Annotated in this window: 15 protein-coding genes and 1 pseudogene; 8 read left to right on the top strand and 8 right to left on the bottom strand. The window is 73.1% G+C overall.

Annotated elements, in window-relative coordinates:
* The 3 genes from ACFWB8_RS28840 to ACFWB8_RS28830 form a co-directional block, all read right to left on the bottom strand.
* Nucleotides 1–2,064, bottom strand: coding sequence for an MDR family MFS transporter (locus tag ACFWB8_RS28840; protein WP_385233322.1), 2,064 nt, complete (start codon nucleotides 2,062–2,064; stop codon nucleotides 1–3).
* A 72-nt stretch (nucleotides 2,065–2,136) separates the two neighbouring features.
* Entirely contained in the window at nucleotides 2,137–3,486 is a 1,350-nt protein-coding gene (locus tag ACFWB8_RS28835; protein ID WP_385233374.1) for a 6-phospho-beta-glucosidase, read from the bottom strand.
* Between the two features lie 55 nt (nucleotides 3,487–3,541).
* Nucleotides 3,542–4,411 (bottom strand): helix-turn-helix domain-containing protein, encoded by an 870-nt coding sequence (locus tag ACFWB8_RS28830; RefSeq protein ID WP_385233319.1) that lies wholly within the window; start codon nucleotides 4,409–4,411, stop codon nucleotides 3,542–3,544.
* A 335-nt stretch (nucleotides 4,412–4,746) separates the two neighbouring features.
* Here ACFWB8_RS28830 and ACFWB8_RS28825 point away from each other — a divergent pair, with 335 nt between their 5' ends.
* The 3 genes from ACFWB8_RS28825 to ACFWB8_RS28815 all read left to right on the top strand — a co-directional run bounded on the left by ACFWB8_RS28825 (nucleotide 4,747) and on the right by ACFWB8_RS28815 (nucleotide 7,230).
* The gene (locus tag ACFWB8_RS28825; protein ID WP_385233315.1) at nucleotides 4,747–5,415 is read left to right on the top strand and encodes a helix-turn-helix domain-containing protein; all 669 of its coding nucleotides are present in this window, start codon (nucleotides 4,747–4,749) and stop codon (nucleotides 5,413–5,415) included.
* 64 nt (nucleotides 5,416–5,479) lie between these two features.
* A complete protein-coding gene (locus ACFWB8_RS28820; RefSeq protein WP_365919020.1) occupies nucleotides 5,480–6,037 on the top strand; it encodes a toxin-antitoxin system, toxin component in 558 nt (185 codons plus the stop codon).
* Complete coding sequence (locus ACFWB8_RS28815) at nucleotides 6,034–7,230, top strand: MAB_1171c family putative transporter (protein WP_385233312.1); 1,197 nt, start codon at nucleotides 6,034–6,036, stop codon at nucleotides 7,228–7,230. Before ACFWB8_RS28820 ends, ACFWB8_RS28815 begins: the two co-directional genes overlap by 4 nt.
* Nucleotides 7,231–7,263: 33 nt before the next feature.
* On the opposite strand, the gene ACFWB8_RS28810 is transcribed toward ACFWB8_RS28815, so the two are convergent.
* Both ACFWB8_RS28810 and ACFWB8_RS28805 read right to left on the bottom strand, forming a co-directional pair.
* Nucleotides 7,264–8,046 carry a hypothetical protein gene (locus ACFWB8_RS28810; protein WP_385233309.1) on the bottom strand — a complete coding sequence of 261 codons (783 nt, stop codon included), beginning with the start codon at nucleotides 8,044–8,046 and terminating at the stop codon, nucleotides 7,264–7,266.
* Between the two features lie 37 nt (nucleotides 8,047–8,083).
* Nucleotides 8,084–8,677 (bottom strand): hypothetical protein, encoded by a 594-nt coding sequence (locus ACFWB8_RS28805; RefSeq protein WP_385233306.1) that lies wholly within the window; start codon nucleotides 8,675–8,677, stop codon nucleotides 8,084–8,086.
* A gap of 152 nt (nucleotides 8,678–8,829) precedes the next feature.
* On the opposite strand from ACFWB8_RS28805, the gene ACFWB8_RS28800 reads away from it, so the two are divergent.
* A complete protein-coding gene (locus ACFWB8_RS28800; protein WP_385233303.1) occupies nucleotides 8,830–10,050 on the top strand; it encodes a cytochrome P450 in 1,221 nt (406 codons plus the stop codon).
* A 125-nt stretch (nucleotides 10,051–10,175) separates the two neighbouring features.
* Here the strand turns inward: ACFWB8_RS28800 and metG are convergent, their stop codons facing one another.
* Nucleotides 10,176–11,891, bottom strand: coding sequence for a methionine--tRNA ligase (gene metG, locus ACFWB8_RS28795; protein ID WP_385233300.1), 1,716 nt, complete (start codon nucleotides 11,889–11,891; stop codon nucleotides 10,176–10,178).
* Nucleotides 11,892–12,369: 478 nt separating this feature from the next.
* Between metG and ACFWB8_RS28790 the strand changes: the two genes are divergently transcribed.
* The 3 genes and pseudogenes from ACFWB8_RS28790 to ACFWB8_RS28780 all read left to right on the top strand — a co-directional run bounded on the left by ACFWB8_RS28790 (nucleotide 12,370) and on the right by ACFWB8_RS28780 (nucleotide 15,644).
* Complete coding sequence (locus tag ACFWB8_RS28790; protein WP_385233297.1) at nucleotides 12,370–12,897, top strand: RNA polymerase sigma factor; 528 nt, start codon at nucleotides 12,370–12,372, stop codon at nucleotides 12,895–12,897.
* A 743-nt stretch (nucleotides 12,898–13,640) separates the two neighbouring features.
* Nucleotides 13,641–14,411 (top strand): annotated as a pseudogene (locus ACFWB8_RS28785) (IclR family transcriptional regulator C-terminal domain-containing protein); the annotation flags it as partial.
* Between the two features lie 474 nt (nucleotides 14,412–14,885).
* Nucleotides 14,886–15,644, top strand: a complete 759-nt coding sequence (locus ACFWB8_RS28780) for a 3-hydroxybutyrate dehydrogenase (RefSeq protein WP_385233294.1) — start codon at nucleotides 14,886–14,888, stop codon at nucleotides 15,642–15,644.
* A 41-nt stretch (nucleotides 15,645–15,685) separates the two neighbouring features.
* Here ACFWB8_RS28780 and ACFWB8_RS28775 read toward each other — a convergent pair whose 3' ends face one another.
* Complete coding sequence (locus ACFWB8_RS28775) at nucleotides 15,686–16,660, bottom strand: LGFP repeat-containing protein (RefSeq protein ID WP_385233291.1); 975 nt, start codon at nucleotides 16,658–16,660, stop codon at nucleotides 15,686–15,688.
* Nucleotides 16,661–16,821: 161 nt separating this feature from the next.
* Nucleotides 16,822–18,201 (bottom strand): serine/threonine-protein kinase, encoded by a 1,380-nt coding sequence (locus tag ACFWB8_RS28770; RefSeq protein WP_385233288.1) that lies wholly within the window; start codon nucleotides 18,199–18,201, stop codon nucleotides 16,822–16,824.
* Nucleotides 18,202–18,338: 137 nt separating this feature from the next.
* Between ACFWB8_RS28770 and ACFWB8_RS28765 the strand changes: the two genes are divergently transcribed.
* A partial coding sequence (locus tag ACFWB8_RS28765; protein ID WP_385233285.1) for a serine/threonine-protein kinase occupies nucleotides 18,339–19,588 on the top strand: 1,250 nt, incomplete at its 3' end.

The raw sequence follows: 19,588 nt of genomic DNA, 5'->3' as shown, positions 1-19,588 counted from the left end.
CTACGTACGCCCCGCCGCCGCCCGCGACGCGAAGTAGCCCTCCTCCAGGTCCTCGGCCAGCAGCCGCTTCGCGATGGCGTCCGCCGCCACCCGCAGCTCCGCGCTGCGCGGCCGCCCACGGTCCTTCTCCAACTGGTCCCCGAGCCATCCCGCCCACGCCGCCGAGATGACATCGGCCTCCCGCTGCCCGCCCGGGGTGAGCGAGAAGAAGCCGTTCTCCCGCGTCAGGTAGCCCTCGTCCGCCATCCGCTCGAACACCGGCAGCAGCACCTCCGGCGGCAGCGACCGCCGCGAGGCCATCAGGCCAAGGCTGGCGTGGCCGACCGTCCGGGTCAGCAGGTCCACCTGCATGACCGCCCAGGCGCCCGCCATGTCGAGCCGCGTGTCGCAGGCCGCCACGATGCCCCGGGCGGTCTCCGGCCCCATGTTCCGCACGAGCTTGCCCACCGCCAGCTCCAGCAGCTTCGCCGAGCCCCCGGAGGCGGTGGCCGGCGAGGCGAAACCGTCGCCCATGTCCGTCGATCCGGCCCGCGCGCTGTCCCGCAGCCGGACCTCCTTGAGGAAGAGGGCGACCACGAAGCCGACCACCGCCACCGGCACGGTCCACAGGAACACCGTCTGCAACGTCTCCGCGTACGCGGCGATCACCGAAGCGGCGGCCTCCGGTTCGAGCCCGTGCACCCCCTGCGGGCTCTGCGCGGCCTCGCCGAGCCGCGCCGGATCGGCCCCGGTGGCCCGGGCGGCCCCGGCGACCGCCGACTCCAGCGCGGGTGCCAGGGTGTTGGCGTAGATCGTCCCGAAGACCGCGGTCCCGAAGGCGCTGCCCAGCGTACGGAAGAAGGTGACGCCGGAGGTGGCCGTGCCGAGGTCGGCGTAGTCCACGGTGTTCTGCACGGCGATGGTCAGCACCTGCATGCACAGGCCGATGCCGGCGCCGAGGACGAACATGTACAGGGATTCCAGCCAGGCGCTGGTCCCCGGCCCCATCAGCGACAGCAGGTACAGCCCGGCTCCCATCACCGCGCAGCCCACGATGGGGAAGATCCGGTAGCGGCCCGTCCGGCTGATGACGATGCCGCTGAAGACCGAGGCGATCAGGAGCCCGACGACCATGGGCAGGGTGCGGATGCCCGACACGGTGGCCGAATTCCCGTCCACGTACTGCAAGTAGGTCGGCAGGAAGGTCATCGCGCCGAGCATCGCGAAGCCGACGACGAAACTCAGCACCGAGCACACCGCGAAGACCGGGTTGCGGAACAGCCGCATGGGCAGCATCGGCTCGGTGGCCCGGATCTCCACCAGGCAGAACAGTGCCAGGGCCAGGGCGCCGCCCGCGAAGAGGCCGATGATCACGCCCGAGGTCCAGGCGTACTCGTTGCCGCCCCAGCTCGTGGCCAGGATCAGCGCGCTGGAGCCCGCCGCGACCAGGGCGATGCCGAGGTAGTCGATGACCGGCCGGCCGGCGGCCCGTACCGAGGGGATGGTGCGCGCGGCAGCGACCACCACCAGGACGGCGATGGGCACGTTGACGTAGAAGCACCAGCGCCAGGTCAGGTTGTCGGTGAACAGCCCGCCCAGCAGCGGTCCGATGACGGTGGCGACACCGAAGACCGCGCCGATCGCGCCCTGGTACTTGCCCCGTTCGCGCAGTGGCACCACATCGGCGATCAGCGCCATGGAGGTAACCATCAGCCCGCCCGCGCCGATGCCCTGCACGCCCCGCCACAGGATGAGCAGGGTCATGTTGCCCGCGAGGCCGCACAGGAAGGAGCCGGTGATGAAGATGACCGCCGAGATCTGGAAGATCAGTTTCCGGCCGAACATGTCGCCGAACTTGCCCACCAGCACCGTCGCGACGGTCTCCGCGAGCAGGTAGGAGGTGACCACCCACGACATGTGGTCCCCGCCTCCGAGGTCCGCCACGATCGTGGGCAGGGCCGTGCCCACGATCGTCTGGTCGAGGGCCGCCAGCAGCACACCCAGCATGATCGTGCCGAAGATGATGTTGCGCCGCCGCCTGTCGAGCACGGGTGGCGCTGCGGCTGCGGCGGGGGCGGTGGTCACATCTCGCACTCTCACAGCGCCCCCGGCCCCCCGCACCCGGCACAGGGCCGTACGGGTGAGCCCCGGCCCGCATCAGCGCAGGTAGGCCAGGCCCGGGTGCTCCGCCGCGTACCCGTCGAGCAGCCGCCGGGCCACCGTCACCGAGTCCACCAGCGGGTGCAGCGCGAAGGCCTTGACCGCGGCCGCCCGGGACCCGCTCGCCGCGGCGGCCAGCACCTCGCGCTCGACCGCCTTGACGGAGGTCACCAGGCCCGCCGCGTGCAGCGGCAGCGGGGCGACGGCCACCGGGTGGGCCCCGTTGGCGTCGACGAGGCACGGCACCTCGATGACGGCCCGCGCGTCGAGCGCCGAGAGCGTGCCCCGGTTGCGGACGTTGAGGATCAGCGTGGCCCGCTCGTCCCGGGCGATGGCCCGCATGAGCGCCAGCGCGACCTTCTCGTAGCCGCCCGACTCCAGGTCGCTCTCGTCGCGCGCGCCGACGCCCGCCGCCTCGCGGTTCTCGGCCATGTACGTGGCTTCGCGCTCGGCCCGGGTCCGGTCCCAGGCGGCCAGGGCCTCGCCGGGCCGCTGCCCGGGGCGGCCCGCCTCGGCGTAGAAGCCGCGCTGCTGGTCGCGCAGGAAGGCGCCGCGGGTCTGCTCGGCCTCCTGGTAGGCCCGTACCGTGTCCCGGTTGAAGTAGTAGTAGTGCAGGTACTCGTTGGGGATCGCGCCGATCGAGCGCAGCCAGTCGGCCCCGAAGAGCCGGCCCTCCTCGAAGGATTCCAGGGCTTCGGTATCGGCCAGCAGCCGGGGCAGTTCGTCGCGGCCGCCGATGTGCAGCCCGCGCACCCAGCCCAGGTGGTTGAGGCCGACGTAGTCGATCCAGGCCTCCTCGGGCCGGGCGCCCAGCAGCCGGGCGATCCGCCGGCCGAGCCCCACCGGCGAGTCGCAGATCCCGATCACCCGGTCCCCGAGCTCCTCGGCCATCGCCTCGGTGACCACCCCGGCCGGGTTGGTGAAGTTGATGACCCACGCCTCGGGAGCGGTACGGGCGATCCTGCGCGCGATCTCCCGGGCCACCGGCACGGTCCGCAGGCCGTACGCGATACCGCCCGCGCCCACCGTCTCCTGGCCCAGCACTCCCTCGGCCAGGGCGATCCGCTCGTCGGCGGCGCGCCCCTCCAGGCCGCCGACGCGGATGGCCGAAAACACGAAGTCCGCGCCACGCAATGCCTCGTCGAGGTCCGCGGTGGCGCTGACGGCGGGTGCGTCCGGCACACCTGCGGCCTGGTCCGCGAGCACCCGGGCCATGGCGCCCAGCCGGCCGGGGTCCTCGTCGTAGAGGGTCACCTGCGACACCCTGCCCTCGGCGTGGTCGCCGAGCAGTGCTCCGTACACGAGCGGTACCCGGAATCCGCCCCCGCCGAGGATCGTCAGCCGCACGCCCATACCGCCCTTCGCAGTGCCACGTTTCGTGACACCAGTGTCCCCCGCAGGATCAGTCCCCCAGCGACGGCACGGCGCGCAGCCGCGGCCCCGTGTGCTGCGGCGCTCCGCCGCCCCGGACCGGGCCGATCGGCGCACCCTTCGGCGCCGAGAGGATCAGCGTGATGCGGGTGAGCCCCATCGCTTCGAGCATGCGGCTGGATTCGGCCACCAACCGGCAGCGCACCAGCCCCCAGCCCGGGTCGGGATGGCGCACGGTGCGCACCGCCCCGTCCTGCTCGGCGGCGTCGGCCCCGTGGGTGGTCAGCCAGTGCGGAACCCCGTACCGGTAGGCCGCCTCCATGAAGGGGTCGCGGGCCACCTCCTGGCGGATGCTGAGCAGTCCCTCGTCCTGCGGTGCGGCCGCCAGCGCCGTCGCGAAACGGGCCAACAGCGGTACGCACCAAGCCGGTTCGTGGTCCTCCAGCACGGCCGCGGCGTCCGGGTGGAACAGCACGAAGCGCAGGAAGTTGTCGTCCGGCAGGGCGGTCGGATGCGGGCGCACCGACTGGAAGAGCCGGTCGAACGCCGAGTTGGTGAGGGCCACGTCCCAGCGGTGGTCCACCAGGAAGCTCGGGTAGGGCACGGCCTCCATCAGGGCCGCGTAGTCGCACAGGTAGTCGCGCTGCGCGGGGTCCTCGGGCAGCCGGTTCTCCTCGGCCGCGCGCCAGGTGGGCGGCGGATCGCGGTCGACCATGACCCGGAAGAGCCAAAAGCGCTGTCGTTCGCTCATCTCCAAGGCCTCGGCCAGGGCGAGCAGTTTGCGGTCCGTCCACTCCTTGACCAGGCCGCGTTCCCAGTTTCCGTACGCACGCACGCTGATCCGCAGCCGTGCCGCGAGGTCCTCCTGGCTCAGCCCCAGCTCCTCTCGGCGCTGGCGCAAAATCTCCTTGCGTCGCTCTGACCGCACGGCGCCGCGTGCGGACTCATCGCCCGCCAGGCGCTCCTCACCGGCTCGGGCGAGGCCATCGGACGGGCCCACCGCTGCGAGATGTGGCACCGAGAGCTCCCCCTCCTCACGGTCTGGATCTTCATTTCCGTGTGGCGATCCTGCTACCGACTTCATTCGAGTGTCAACTATTGTGGCAATTCCAGCCTCTTGACAGCTCATTCCCGCCACAGCTGTGGCAAGTTCTAGCCCTCCGCAGCGTAAGCGGCTAGATTCCAGGAGCCGACCATGTGCCCGTACCGACCTCGCGCGATCTAGGAGAACCACTGGTGACAGACGGCTTCCCGGCTCCCGTCGCGGTGGCCAACGCGCCCCTGGCAGCCACCGTCACGCGCGTCGCCGAACTCGCGGGCAAAATGGGCCGCGACCTGAGCCAGGTCTTCGACCTGCGCCGGCTCTCCGAAGCCTCCGGCGTCCCCGCGGACGTGGTCAGGACGCTGCTGGACGGCCGGCCCGCCGGTGAACCCGATCTCCAGACCCGCTTCCTCCAGCGCCTCGACCTGCTGCGCCGCACCCGGGTCAAGTCCAACGGTCGCCGGTACACGCAGCAGGAGATCGCGGACGGCGCCGGCATGTCCCGGCAGCAGGCCGGGGCCCTGATCAACGGCGACCGGCGGCCCACCATGGAGCACTGTGACGCCATCCAGCGCTTCTTCGGGGTGCACGCGGGCTTCCTCACCGCCCACGACGCCGACGCCCTCACCGACGCGCTCCAGCGGACCGAGCAGCAACTGCTCCAGGACTTCGCGGGCAGAGCGCGGGAAACCGTACCGGCCGCGGCCGCTTCGGCAGGCGATCCGCTGGCAAGACTTCTCCAGAACCACGGCGTACGCGGCATCGCCTGGCGAGCCGCCCAACTGCCCAGCGACAAGCACCGGGACAAGGTGACCGAATGGCTGGACATGCTTCTCGAAAGCGTAAAACCGAACGAGTCCTGACCCAGTCGAAAGTCTGGGTCTGATCCTTGAGTCCTGATCCGGATCCGCGCCGACGGGGAGAACGGTGAGCATAGGCAGAGAGCAGCGGCGGTTGTGCGGGGAGCTGGTGGCCGGCATCACGCTGACCGCGCCCGTGGAACCCGTGGACCTCTACGCCGCCCTCTGCGAGGGCATGAGCAAACACCGCGGCCGCCGGGTGGAGTTCCGGATGGCCTCGTTCCCGCCGGGGACGGCCAGCGGACTGTGGCTCGACATGGCGGACCGCGACCTGGTGGTCATCGAGGAGCGCACGGCACCGGACCACCAGCTGGTGATCCTCGGCCACGAGCTGTGGCACATGAAGGCCGGCCACTGCAGCCACCACGTCGACGGCGCCGCCGTCGCCGCCCGGCTGCTCTCCGACGAGGCCGATCTCGGCGAGACGGTCCGGCGGGTGGCCGCGCGCACGCGCGCCGACGTCCAGGAGGAGACCGAAGCGGAAACCTTCGGTTTACTGCTGGGCAGCAGATGCCGTACGTGGCTGGCAGGTTCGGCGAGCCACCGGGCACCGGCACAACGTGATCAGCTGGCGGGCCGCATCGAGGCCTCGCTCGGATACCGGGGGCACAGGAACGACCGTTGAACGGCCAGGACTACTACATACCGGCAGTTGCGATGGGGGTCTCCCTCGCGTTCAAGCTGCCGACCCTGCGCAACAACTGGCGGGACCCGCTGCTCCGCTCGGTCTGCGCGCTGCTCACCCTGGCCGGATCGGTGTTCACCTTCGCCGCCCCGCCCACCATCGAGGCGGTCAACCGCTGGACCGGCATCCCCAATTTCTCCGCCCCGCTCGTCTATTGCCTGATCACCGCCTTCAGCGCCGCCTGCCTGGTGCTGATCGTCAACTGGCGTGGCGGCCCGCCGGAGGACACCCGGCGCGTCTCCCGGCGCTGGATCCTGGGCTACGGCGCGGTGATCGTGGCGCTCTCGCTGCTGTTCGTCCTCGGCGACGCGCCGGTCGAGCGGCTGCGCGACTTCGACACGTACTACGCCAACACCCCGTACATGCGGGAGCTGATCGCCCTCTACCTGGTCGCGCACAACGTGGCCGCGTTCGTGATGGTGGCCATGTGCTGGCGCTGGTCCCTCCAGGTGCGGGGGTGGCTGCGCGTCGGCCTGATGATCATCGTCCTGGGCTACATCTTCAACCTCAGCTACGACGCGACCAAGATGACCGCCGTCGTCGCCCGCTGGACCGGACACGACCTCGACTGGCTGAGCACCGACCTCGCCCCGCCGGTCGCCTCCCTCGGCGCGCTCATCAGCGCCGTCGGCTTCGTGCTCCCGCTGGTGTGCCAGCGATTGTCGGACAGCTGGCAGAACTGGGCGACGTACCGGCGCCTGGGCGCGCTCTGGCACGAGGTGCAGATCGCCGCGCCCGGCGGCACCCCGTGCGTGCGGATGTCCTGGTGGGCCGCCGCCGAGCTGCGGATGATCCAGCGAGAGTCGGACATCCACGACGGGTTCCTGCACCTGGGCCCGTACTTCGACCAGCGCCACCGGGACGAGGCCCTCGCGCGGGCCCTCGCCGGCGGCGCCGACGAGGAGACCTCCCGGGCCGTCGCCGACGCCGCCATGGTCGCGGCCGCCGTGCGGGCCCGTGCCGCCGACCCCGAGGGCAAGGTCATCGGGGCCAGCGAGGAGAGCGCGCAGCACGCCGCCGACGGGCCGCGCGATCTCGTACGGATCTCCCACGCCCTGCGGCACTCGCCGGTCGTGGCGGAGGTCCGGCTGCAGATGGCGCTCTCCGGGGCGCCGGGGGCCCCGGGGGCCTGACCCGCCCGAGACCCGGACGCAACCGCCGCGCGGTCAGCTTCCGGCGGCCACCGTCACCGTCACCGCCGGGAACAGGTCCTGGAAGGCACCGGCGGAATCGATGCCCCCACGGCCGTAGGGCGCGTCGAAGCTCCACACCATGAACAGCAGGAACACGATCAGCGCGCTGAACAGCCCGGCGAGGAGCAGCTCCCGGCCCGAACGCCGGATCTGCAGGGTGAAGATCAGCCCGACCGTGACCACCCCGCCGACCAGCAGCCCGAACCACACCACGCTCGGCAGCGTCGACTCGTCGCTCTGCGTCCGCGAGTGGCGGGCGTCGTCGGCGGCCGCGATGTGGTCCAGCAGCGGCTGGTAGGCCTGCGCCTGGAGCTCGTTGGCGGGGGCCTGGTGGGTGACGTCGCTGCGCAGCTTGCCGAGCAGCCCGGCGCCCTCGGCGGTCGCCGCCTGGCCGGACGTCAGCCGCGGCCAGTCCACGTTGACGGTGTGGGCCACGTACGCGTCCACCTCGCCCCGGATCCGGTCGCGGACGGGCACCGGGTAGACGTCCGCGCGCTGGGTGACCTCGTACAGGGACTGGGCCTCCCGGCGCACGCTGTCCTCGGCGGCGCCGCGCGCCTCCCACACTCCCGCGATGGCCAGACCGAGCACGATCGCGTAGACGACCCCGACCATCATCGTCATGTACTCGATGACGTCGGGGGTTTCGCTGGTGTCCTCGTCGTCCGCGGCCCGGCGGTGCCGGATCGCGGTGAAGGTGAGGACGACGGCGCAGACGAGCGCCATGGCGATGGCCAGGACCAGCCATTCGGACACGAGGGTTCTCCAGTGGGTGAATCAATCGGATGAGAGGTCAGCTACGGCTCTTGCCCCGCGGCCGCAGCGCGGCGGCCGCGAGGACCGCCGGGGTGGTGACGACGACCATGAGCATCACGGTGGACATGCCGTCCGGGCCGCGCCGCGCCAGGGCCGACGAGTGGTACGAGCGCACGTGGAAGCCGCGTGCGGGCGCGGCCGGAGCCGCGACAGCGGCCGGGACCACGGCTTCGGCCACCGGCGCCCCGGCAACGGGCTCGGTACCCGGCCCGGCCGGCGGCGGCTGCGTCCGTACGGCCTCCGCCTCCGCCTCCGCCTGCGCTCCCGCCTCCGCTCCCGCCTCCGCCGTCGGCCCGGCAGGCCCGGGGAGCGCGGCTTCGGCGGGAGCCGGCAGCGGCCCGCTCCCCGGGTGCCGCACGGTCGGCCGCACGGGTCCGGGCACGGTCGCCCGTACGGACGGGTGCACCGACGGCCGAGCCGCGGCCGTCCGGCCCGGCTTCGCGTCGGCCGGCACGCACAGGTCGACGCGGGCTTCGCGCCCGTGGCCGTCGCCCGCGACCGCCACGTGGCCGTGCAGCGGGCAGAGCGCCGCCACCATGCCGGCTCCGGCGAAGTACTGCCAAGCGGTCACCGCGCGTCCTCCCGATTCCGCAGCAGATGCAGTGTTTGTCCAGGGTTCTCTCCTGCAGAAACGATCACGGCAGGGGTTCGATACGCGTCAGACAGGTCAAGATCTCCGCGCGAGGGGTCACTTCAAGCCATCGACGGCATTAGCCTGCCCCGATGGAGGAATGGGAGCGCTGGGAGCGGCGCGTGCAGACGGCCGCGCACCCCTTCGCGTACCGGCTGCTGAGCGCGGCCGCCGCCCGCGGCCCGGCCGTGCGGGTGCCCCGCGTCGGGGTGGTGGTCAGCGACGCCCGCCTCGCCCGGGAGGTGCTCCTGGACACGGAGGGCTACACGAAGACCGGGCCGGGCGCGGCGGCCGGGCTGTGGACCCCGGTACTCGGCCAGCGGGTGCTGATCAACATGGAGGGCGCCGAGCACGCGGCCCTGCGCCGGCGCCTGGCCGGGCTGTTCACGCCGGGGCACGTGGCGGCCGTGTGCGAGCGGGTCCTGCGCGCTCCGCTCGACGACCTGGTGCGGCGGCTCGCGGCGGGCGGGGAGGTGGATCTGGTCCGGGTCGTCCGGGACGGGGCCACTGATGTGATCCGGGAGCTTGTCGGGCTCCCGGACGCCGGGGCCGACTTCGCCGAGGCCTCCGCGGTGCTGTCGTCGGTGCGGCTGTGGCGGACCTCGCTGACCGGACGTCAGGCGGCGCGTGCTCGGGCCGCGTTGGCCCGGCTGAGCGATGCGGCGGTCACCGCGTACCGGGCGGGCGACGAGTCCACCGTGCCCGGGCGGCTGCGTGCGCTGGGGCTGGACGAGGGCGAGGCCCGGGGCGCGGTCGGGGTGTTGCTGCTGACCGGCACCGAGACGCTCGTCTCCTTCGTGCCGCGGCTGGTCGCCCTGGTCCACGACAGCGGCCGGGGGCCGGACCGGATCACCGACGCCCTGATCGAGGAGGCGCTGCGGGTGACCTCGCCGACCCCGGTGATGCTGCGCAGCGCCGCCCGGCCCGGGCGGCTCGGGGGCGTCCGGGTCGCGGCCGGGGAGCGGGTGGTGATCGCCACGCTGCTGTGCACCCGGGCGTACGGGCCCTTCGCGCCGCGGGTCCGGCCGGGCGCCGATCGCGGCCCCGACCCCGGCCCCGGCCCGGCGGACCTGCGGCGGCTGTGGTTCGGGGCCGGCCCGCACTTCTGCCTGGGGATGCCCCTGGCGATGGCCGAGATACGCGCGGTGGCCGGCGCCCTGCGGGCCTTCCCCGAGTTGCGCGTCGTCGACCGCCGCCCGGCCCGGGGCGTGCTCGTGCCCGCGTACGCCCGGCTGTCGCTGCGCGCGGTACAGGCCGGTCGGCTGATCACCCGCCCGGCCCCTCCCTTACGCCGCCCCCGCCGCCCGGTGTGACGGCCCGTGCCGGCCTGCGACGGCCGCGGGGCCGGGACCGGGGCGGGGGCCGGGTACGCCGAAGGGGCGCGACCTCAACGGGTCGCGCCCCTCACGGAGTCACGGCTGCGCGGCAGCCGTCGGGCTCAGGCGTCCGGGTTGCCGCCGAAGCGCTCCCGGTACGACTCCAGGTCCTCTTCGGTGATCTTGGCGAAGAGCACCGGCGGCACGGTGAACGGCGTCCCCGCCGGGACCGCGTCCAGGGACTTGGCCTGCTCCGGGGTCACCCACGCCGCCGTGTCGTCGGCGAGGTCGAACGCGGAGCGCATGGTGCGCGCCGAGGCCGGGATGAAGGGCTCGGAGACCACCGAGTAGAGGTGGATGAGGTTCATCGCGGTGCGCAGGGTGAGCGCCGCGCCCTCCAGGTCGGTCTTGACCTCCAGCCAGGGGGCCTTCTCGTCGAGGTAGGCGTTTCCGGCGGACCACAGGGCGCGCAGCGCGGCCGCGGCCTTGCGGTACTGGAGCGACTCCATGTGGCCCTCGTACTCGGCCAGCAGTTCGGCGATCTGCGCGCCCAGCTTGGCCTCGGCCTCGCCGGCGGCGCTGCCCGCCGGGACCTCGTCACCGAAGCGCTTGCGGGAGAAGGTCAGCACGCGGTTGACGAAGTTGCCGAGGGTGCCGCCGAGGTCCTTGTTGACCGTGGCGGTGAAGTGCTCCCACGTGAAGGACGAGTCGTCGGACTCGGGCGCGTTCGCGATGAGGAAGTAGCGCCAGTAGTCGGCCGGCAGGATCTCCAGCGCCTGGTCGGTGAAGACGCCGCGCTTCTGCGAGGTGGAGAACTTGCCGCCGTAGTACGTCAGCCAGTTGAAGGCCTTGACGTAGTCGACCTTCTTCCACGGCTCGCGGGTGCCCAGTTCGGTGGCGGGGAACATCACCGTGTGGAACGGGACGTTGTCCTTGGCCATGAACTGGGTGTAGCGGACGTCCTCGGCCTCGTACCACCACGACTTGTAGTCGCGGTTCGCCGGGTCGGCGTCGGCCCACTCCTTGGTGGAGGCGATGTACTCGATCGGCGCGTCGAACCAGACGTAGAAGACCTTGCCGTCGGCGGCCAGTTCGGGCCAGGTGTCGGCCGGGACCGGCACGCCCCAGTCGAGGTCGCGGGTGATGGCGCGGTCGTGCAGGCCCTCGGTGAGCCACTTGCGGGCGATGGAGGAGGCGAGCTGCGGCCACTCCTCCTCGTGCTGCGCGACCCAGGCCTCGACCTCGTGCTGGAGCTTGGACTGCAGGAGGAAGAGGTGCTTGGTCTCGCGCACCTCCAGCTCCGTGGAGCCGGAGATCGCCGAACGGGGTTCGATCAGGTCCGTGGGGTCCAGGACGCGGGTGCAGTTCTCGCACTGGTCGCCTCGGGCCTTGTCGTAGCCGCAGTGCGGGCAGGTGCCCTCGACGTAGCGGTCCGGCAGGAAGCGGCCGTCGACCGGCGAGTAGACCTGCCGGATCGCGCGCTCCTCGATGAAGCCGTTCTCCTGGAGCCGGCGCGCGAAGTGCTGGGTGATCTCGGCGTTCTGCGCGGAGGAACTGCGGCCGAAGTAGTCGAAGGACAGCTGGAAGCCGTCGTAGACCGCCTTCTGGGCCTCGTGGGCCTGCGCGCAGAATTCGGCGACCGAGATGCCGGCCTCCTTGGCGGCGAGCTCGGCGGGGGTGCCGTGCTCGTCGGTGGCGCAGATGTAGAGGACGTCGTGGCCGCGCTGGCGAAGGTACCGGGAGTACACATCCGCCGGAAGCATCGACCCGACCATGTTGCCCAGGTGCTTGATCCCGTTGATGTAGGGAAGCGCGCTGGTGATCAGGTGTCGAGCCATCCTCGGATGCTCCATTTCATATATGCCGGTACAACGTGACGTGCGTGGCGGATTGATCCGGTTCATCGTATCGAACCGCCGAAACGCCACGTGCCGCATTTCCTCGGGGTGGGCGTAACGCAGAAGCGAGGACTGTGACCACTGCGTCACGGCCCTCGCGCTGTGGCCATGGTACAGCGGGGGGACGCGACCCCCGACCGGGCAGCCGGATCGTCACGCGTCGTGCGGCCGCGGGCGGCGCGAATGAGGGCGGCATATGCATTTGCGCTGGTTGAGCGGGTGCGTGATCTATATCGATCACAGGTCGGTCATCACCGAACGTAATGCTCCCAGGTTTCATCTATGCGCCCTCCGACTGCGCCCGCGCTGATTTCCTGGGCGCGCAACGGGATGGGGTGGAGCGGTGAGCGATGGCGGACCGGAGGAGTCCGGTGGTGGATCTGTGGGACTGCCCAGCCGGCGACGGCGGCCGACGCCCATGAGTCAGTGGGATCCGACGGCACGCCTGTCGTACTGGGCCTTCCACAGCAACCGGCGCCCGGCGTACATGCGTTTCGCGTACTTGCAGCTGGGCTCCGACGCGGCGGCCGAGCAGGCGGTGGACGCCGCCTTCGATTCGATCATGAACGAGTGGCTGCCGATGTTGCACATGGACCGCCTGGACGCCTACGCCTGGACCGTCCTCAAACAACGCATCGTCGACCGGCAGCGCCGCCGCAGCCCCTGGCCGGAGCCGATGGACATCAGCGCCTTCGAGGCCGCGCTCAAGGAGGCCCACGCGGACACGGACCAGTACGAGGTGCTCACCGACACCATCCGCTTCTACTCCGCCGTCTCCCGGCTCGCCGAACGGCAGCGCGACGCCGTGCTGCTGCGGTACGGGCTCCAGTGCACCCCCGGGGAGGCCGCGGCCGTGATGGGAGTGGACGAGGCAACGGTCCGCTCCCAGCTCGGCCAGGCGCACCGGCGGCTCGCCCGCCTGCTCGACACGTCCGCCGAATCATGAGCCGCAGCACGAGCCCCGGCATGAGGCGCGACGACGGCGGACTGCCCGTCTCCCTGGCCGAGTTCCTGGCCCGGGCCGGTGTCCGCGACCGCTATCCGCACTACGACCTGGGCGCGGCCGAGGCCCGGCTGCTGCGCGGCTCGCGGCGGTCGCGGGCCGCGACCCCCGCCCGGCGCCGCACCTTCGGCTGGAGCGATCCCGCACGGGACTGCCCGCTCGACTCCGAACGGGCCCGGCGCGACCTCAAGGCCGTCTGCCTGGCCGCCGTGTGCGGCCCCCGCGCCGGAGCCGACCTCGACGCCTTCGTGAGCGGCGGCCACATCCACCTGCCCGGGGCCCTCGTCTTCGGCTGCCTTCTGCACCTGGCCGGGCTGCGCGAGGGGGCCCGCTTCTGGTGGCAGTTCGCCGCCGGGTCCGGGCGCGCGCGCACCGCTCCCGCCGCCTACTGCCTGTTCCTCGACCACTCCCGGCGCGGCGAGCACCACGACGCCCGGGTCTGGGCGCGCGAGCTGGGCGGGCGCGGATTCAGGCCGGGCGGCCGCCGGGACCTGCGGGAGGTACGGCTGTGCGCGCAGGCGGCCGTCCTGCGCTACGTCGACCAGCTCGACGACCCCGACCTGGGCCCCGTACCGCTGCCGCGGCCGGGGCTGACCGTCGCGCTGGCCGCGTTCCGGCCGTCGCCCGCGGCGACGGCCCCGGCCGCACCGCCCCGCCTGGGGGCGGGCCCGCTGCGCCACCCCGCGCTGGCGGCCGCCGCGCGCGGGAGCGCCGTACGGCCCGACGCGGGCGAGGCCCTGGCCGAGGCGCGCCGCGCCCTGGCCGTCGTACGGGTCCTGGAGCGGCATCCGCTCGGAGTGCGGGCCGCCCAGCTCCGGCGGGAGGCGGGCCTGGCCGAGGCGGAGTTCGGCCCGCTGCTGGCCATGCTGTGCGAGGAGGGGTACGCGTACCGCCCGGGAGCCGGGGTGTACGGCCGCGGGCCCGCCCTCGACCGGCTCGCGGCCCCCGGCGGCCGGGGACTCGCGGGGCAGCTCCAGCTCACGCTCGCGCTGGCCCGGGACAGCGCGGGCGCGGCCGTGTACCTGAGCCGGTACGCCGAGGGCGAGGTCCGGATCACGCAGACGGCCGACGGGCCCGGGGCCCCGCCGGTGCGGGAGTGGGTGGACTTCCGGGACGCCGCGCACGCCAGCGCCGTCGGCAAGTGCCTGCTGACCCAGCTCGACCACGACCGGCGCGCGGACCACGTGGCCCGGCACCGGCCCGCCCGGCTCACCCCGCGGACCATCACCGACAGCCGGGCCCTGTTCAGCGCCCTGGACGCGGTGGCGCCCGGCGCGCCCGTCTTCGACCTGCGCGAGTACTCCCCCGGCGTCGTCTGCGCGGCGGTGCCCATCGCGATCGGTGACGCGGCCGGCAGCCTCGCGCTCTCCCTGCCCGCCACGCACGCCCACCGGCTGCGCGAGGCCACCGAGGCACTGCGCCGCAAGGCCGTACCCGTGCTGCTGGCCCTGCTGCTGTCGGGCGCGATCCCGCCGGACGCCCCGGACGCCCCGCAGGCGCTGGCCGAGGGCGGGGCCGACCGGCCGGACGGCCCGGGAGCCACGCAGGCCGATCCCGTCCCGCCGCCGGAGCAGCCGCTGCGGGAGCACGTCACCCCGGAGACCCTGCGGCAGCTGCGGAGCGTCTTTCGCACCGCCCTCGCCCCGCTCGCGCGCGGCGCCAGCGCGGTCGACGGGCCGCACCTGGTCAGCGACCCCACCGCGGCGGCGGCATACCTGTTCGAAGCCCCGGAGGACCCGGAGCTCGGTCCTCCGCGCCTCGCGCTCCCGCACACCTTCGCTCCGCTCAGCCCGGGCAGCCTGCCCACCGCGAACGGGCTGGTGGTCCTGCGCACCTGAGATCCCCATGTGCGCGGGCACCACGGCGGACCCGGTGAGTGTGGCGCCCCGCACCATGGGCGGCGTACGCGCCGGTGCCTACTGTTGCCCGCCATGACGAGCGAATTTCTGCGGGGGCGTGTCGCTCTCGTCACGGGCGGCGGCAGCGGCATCGGCAGGGCGTGCGCGGTGGCCCTGGCCGCCGCCGGGGCCACCGTGCACGTGGTGGACCGCGACGGGGAATCGGCCGACGCCGTGGCGCGGGCGTTGGGCGGGCGGGCCCGGGCCCACACGGCCGATCTTTCCGACCCGGGCGCCATCGAGGCCCTGCCCGACGCGGTGGACATCCTGGTCAACAGCGCCGGGCTGCAACACGTGGCTCCGCTCACGGAGTTCCCGCCCGAGCGTTTCACCCTGATCCAGCAGGTGATGGTCACCGCGCCGTTCCTGCTGCTGCGGCGGGTGCTGCCGCACATGTACGGCGCCCGCTGGGGCCGCGTGGTCAACATCTCCAGCGTCCACGGTCTGCGGGCCAGCGCCTTCAAGTCCGCCTACGTCGCGGCCAAACACGGGCTGGAGGGGTTGAGCAAGGTCACCGCGCTGGAGGGCGCCCCGTACGGTGTGACCAGCAACTGCATCAGCCCCGGGTACGTACGGACGCCCCTGGTCGAGGCGCAGATCGAGGCCCAGGCCGCGGCGCACGGCATCAGCCCGGGCGACGTGCTGTCCGAGGTGCTGCTGGCGCGGTCGGCGATCAAGCGGCTGATCGAGCCCGAGGAGGTCGCGGCGGCAGCTCTGTGGCTGTGCGGTCCCCACACCGGCCACCTCACCGGGGCATCGCTGCCGCTCGACGGCGGCTGGGGGGCGAACTGAGCCCGCCTCCCAGCCGCCGGCCACGCCGTGCGCAGCCGTCGTCAGTTGTTGGTGATCCAGGTGCCCCTGGCCGGGTTCCAGTGGATGGTCACCTTCTGGAACTGCTGGACCTTCCCGCCGGCCTCGTCCATCTCGTCGGACACCGCATAACCCAGCGCCTTCTCGTGCCCGGCCGCGTGGAACGCCTCGTAGATCGCCCCGTGGACCACATGCGTCCCGGTCTGCGGAGACCACAGGAACAGGCCCTGCTCGAAGAACTGGTACCGGCCCCGCGTCCCGTTCGGCGCCTGCGCGGCTTCCGCCTCGTCCATCGTCGGGAAACCCCAACGACGCTCCGCGTCCGTCGCCCAGAACTTCTGCAGGATGTCCCCGTAGACCGCGTACGCCACATCCGGATGCCAGATCACGATCCCGTTCCGGAAGGCCTGGAAGCGGCCGCCCAGCGAGGAGTTCTCCCAGGCGCGGACCGGCGTGCCGAGCGGGCCGCCCGGGCCGCCGAGGCCGTCGTACTTCGCGCCGATCGTGCCGTACGGCTGGAAGGCCTCGTCCCGCTGCGCCCGTGCCGTGCCCTCCGCCTGGTCGTAGCGGTCCGGATAGGCGGAGCGCTGGACGGCCTGGGCGAGCTGCCCGGCAGTGCTGCCCTCCATGCCCGGTTCCATCTGCTGGGCCACTTCGAAGAACTTGTTCGCCGAGTAGTCGACGTCGAGTATCTGCTCGGGCGAGCCCCAGCCCTGCGAGGGCCGTTGCTGGAAGACGCCGAGCGAGTCCCGGTCCCCGCAGTTCAGGTTGTTCATACGGGACTCGACCCAGCCCGTCTCGAATCCGGCGAGCATCACCTTGTCGGACGCGCCCCGGCGCTGGCCGACCTCGTAGACCTTGCGGGTCACCGCGATGTCCCGCTCCGCGGGGATGCCGCAGTACATCTCGGCCGTCGCGGTGTGCCCGAGGGGGCCGGGCACGCCGTGCGCGCCCTGCGCCGCCCAGGCCGGTGGGCCGAGGGCGGACACGGCCGCCATGACCAGCAGGATCGTTGTTCTGAGTCGCGCGCGTCGTGCAGCAGCCAAGCCGTGCACGGCCTGCTCCTTCGCCTCGGAGTCACTTGCAGCGGAAGGTAGCCGCGGGGGTGGCGGGCGGGGCATCCGGAACGCTCCGGAGTGACTCTCCTCGAAGCCCCCTGCTAATACTTCGTGTTGGAGGATGCGGCGGGGGGACGGGGGCAGCCGGGGACCGAGGGGCGGTCCTTCGTGCGCACCGCGGGCAGCCAGGCGAAGGACGGTGAGGAGCCGGGCGGGAGGCGGACGCGGAACCACTCGGTGGACACGGTGTCCGATTCGTCGATGATGGGCACCCCCTGGGCGAGCCGGCAGTCGACGGCGAGGATGTCTCCGTGCCACACCCGTGTCGGTACGACGTTGTCGGCGGTGTAGGACCTCATGGGGTCGACCGCCAGGCCGAGACTGCACTGCGGGTCCCGGTCCGTACGGTCCCGGCAGCGCTGCTCGGCATTGAACACCCGTATGCGGTACGCGTCTTCACCGGCCGCCGTGCCGCGCACTCCTGCGTACGACCAGACCGCCGCGGCCGCTGCGCACACGGCGAGGGCCGCGAGGGCCGCGGCGCCCACGCGGGCGCCGCCGCGGCGGCGTACCGCGGGAGCCCGGCGCGCGTTGATGCGTACCAGCAGGCTCTCGGCGGTGTGTGCGGCGCGCGCGGCGTGGGTCGGGGCCAGGCAGTCGGCGGCCAGCTCACGCCAGAACGGCGGTACCGCGTCGTCCAGGCGCAGCGGTGCGCGCCCGTGGGCGTACTCCTGCAAGGCGGCGCCGCGCGACACGGGCGTGGCGCCGGGGAACGGCGGGGCGCCCGCGGCGAACACCTCGTGGATCACGATGCCCAGGGCCCAGATGTCGCCGCTCGGCCGGACCTTCACGCCGTGCTCGCCGAGCGGGGCGTTCCACCGCTCGGGCGGCAGGTAGTCCGGGGTGCCCATCGGCGGCGCGTAGCCGTGGGTGCCGTGCGTGCCGGTCAGCTCCGTGGCGAGCCCGAAGTCCGAGAGCTTCACCGAACCGTCCGCCATCAGCAGGATGTTGTCCGGTTTGAGGTCGCCGTGCACCCAGCCGCTGCGGTGCAGGTGCACCAGGCCCTCACAGATCTCGGTCACCAGCCGGGCGCCCTCGGCCTCGCTCGGCGCCGCGGCCTCCAGCAGATCCCGCAGACTGCGTTCGGCCCGCTCCATCACCAGCACGATCGCGCCGTCCAGGAGCGGCTGGTCCGGTTCGCTGAGCACGACGGAGTCCCACAAGCGGATCAGCCTCGGATGGCCGGCCCGGCGGCCGAGTTCGACCTCGCGCCGGGCCGTTTCCGCGACCTTGCGGGCCTGCCGCGGTGCGAGTTCGGCGGTCGGCAGGAACTTGAGCGCCACGTCCCGAGGACCGGCCGACCGGGCCGCGTCCCCCACCAGCCGTGCGGCGTGGACCGTTCCCCAGCCACCCGCGCCGATGGGCCCGGTGACCTCCCAGCCGCCGACGCGATAGCCGCGCGGGGGCAGCTCCGGTCCCACGATCGCCTCCCCCGTCACCGCTTCCCAGCTCCGTACGACGAACGTTACACATCCGGTGGCCGGCGGCGGCGGGCGTGGACGGGCCAGTGGCGGACGCCCGCTACGATCTCACCTTTGTGATCATCGAGGGGGAACGGATGCCGAACGCCGAACGCGCCGTGCTGGGTCAGCTGGGGCCGAACGATCCGCAGGAGATAGCCGGTTACCGGCTGCTCGCGAAGATCGGCGAGGGCGGCATGGGCTCCGTCTACTTCTCCCGGACCCGGGGGAACCAGCCGGTCGCGCTGAAGGTCATCCGTCGCGAGTTCGCCCAGGAGCAGGACTTCCGGGCGCGGTTCGAGCACGAGGTGCAGGCGGCCCGCCGTGTGCAGGGCTACCACATCGTGCCGGTCCTGGACCACGACACCAGCGGGGAGCAGCCCTGGCTCGCCACCGCGTACGTGCCGGCCCTGCCGCTCGACGACGCTCTCGCCACGCACGGGCCGCTGCCGCTGCCCGCCGTGTTCCAGCTGATCGGCTGCACCGCGCAGGCGCTGCACTCCGTGCACGCCGCGTCGGTGGTGCACCGCGACCTCAAGCCGAGCAACGTCCTGCTCGGTTCGAACGGTCCCTGGGTGATCGACTTCGGGATCGCGCGGGCCACGGACACCACCCAGCTCACCCGCAGTGGCGGGTTCATCGGGACCCCTCAGTACATGTCGCCCGAGCACGCGCTCGGCAAGCCGGTCACCCCGGCCACGGACATCTTCGCGCTGGGGCTGATCGCCGCCGTCGTGGCGACGGGTCGCCACCCGTACGGCGACGGCGCGGGCATCTCGATCGCCGCGTCGATAGCCAACACCCCGCAGCGGGCGCCGGACCTCAGCGGTTACCCGGACGCGCTGAGGCCCCTGCTGGAGCGCTGTCTGGCGGCCGATGCGGCCCAGCGGCCGCTGCCCGCGGAGGTCGCCGAGTGGTGCCGGCAGGCGGGGGGCCGGGAGCTGCGCGACTTCGCGGGCTGGCTGCCCGCACCGCTGACCGCGGAGATCGCACGGCGTGAGCAGCTGGCGCAGGCGCCGCCGCAGCTGCCTGCGCAGGCGCCCCCGCAGAGTCCCACTCAGACTCCCCCGCAGCCGCCGGCGTACACGCCGACCCAGGCCGCCGCCGCACCGGGCCGGCCGGCGTACGCGCCGACGCAGGCGCCCCCAGCGGCCCACCCGGCGTACGCGCCGACGCAGGGCCCGACGAGCGCCCCTCGTCCCGCGGCGTACGCAGCCCCCGTGGGCCCCGCCCACGGCACGCCGGGGCCCCGCCCCCCCCCCCCCCCCCCCCCCCCCCCCCCCCCCCCCCCCCCCCCCCCCCCGCCGCCGGGGCGGGGTGTAAAACAGAAAGGGGGGGGCCCCGCGGT

Source organism: Streptomyces sp. NPDC060031 (genome assembly GCF_042736805.1).
In the GTDB taxonomy this organism is placed as follows: Bacteria; Actinomycetota; Actinomycetes; order Streptomycetales; family Streptomycetaceae; genus Streptomyces.
The sequence above is the reverse complement of the archived record's forward strand: the minus strand, read 5'-3'. Positions and strand labels throughout refer to the sequence as shown.

Excerpts from the sequence above, each read along its gene's own strand:
- ACFWB8_RS28800 (WP_385233303.1), top strand. The coding sequence starts at position 8,830 with ATGGAGGAATGGGAGCGCTGGGAGCGGCGCGTGCAGACGGCCGCGCAC.
- metG (WP_385233300.1), bottom strand. The coding sequence starts at position 11,891 with ATGGCTCGACACCTGATCACCAGCGCGCTTCCCTACATCAACGGGATC.
- ACFWB8_RS28790 (WP_385233297.1), top strand. The coding sequence starts at position 12,370 with ATGAGTCAGTGGGATCCGACGGCACGCCTGTCGTACTGGGCCTTCCAC.
- ACFWB8_RS28780 (WP_385233294.1), top strand. The coding sequence starts at position 14,886 with ATGACGAGCGAATTTCTGCGGGGGCGTGTCGCTCTCGTCACGGGCGGC.
- ACFWB8_RS28775 (WP_385233291.1), bottom strand. The coding sequence starts at position 16,660 with ATGGCGGCCGTGTCCGCCCTCGGCCCACCGGCCTGGGCGGCGCAGGGC.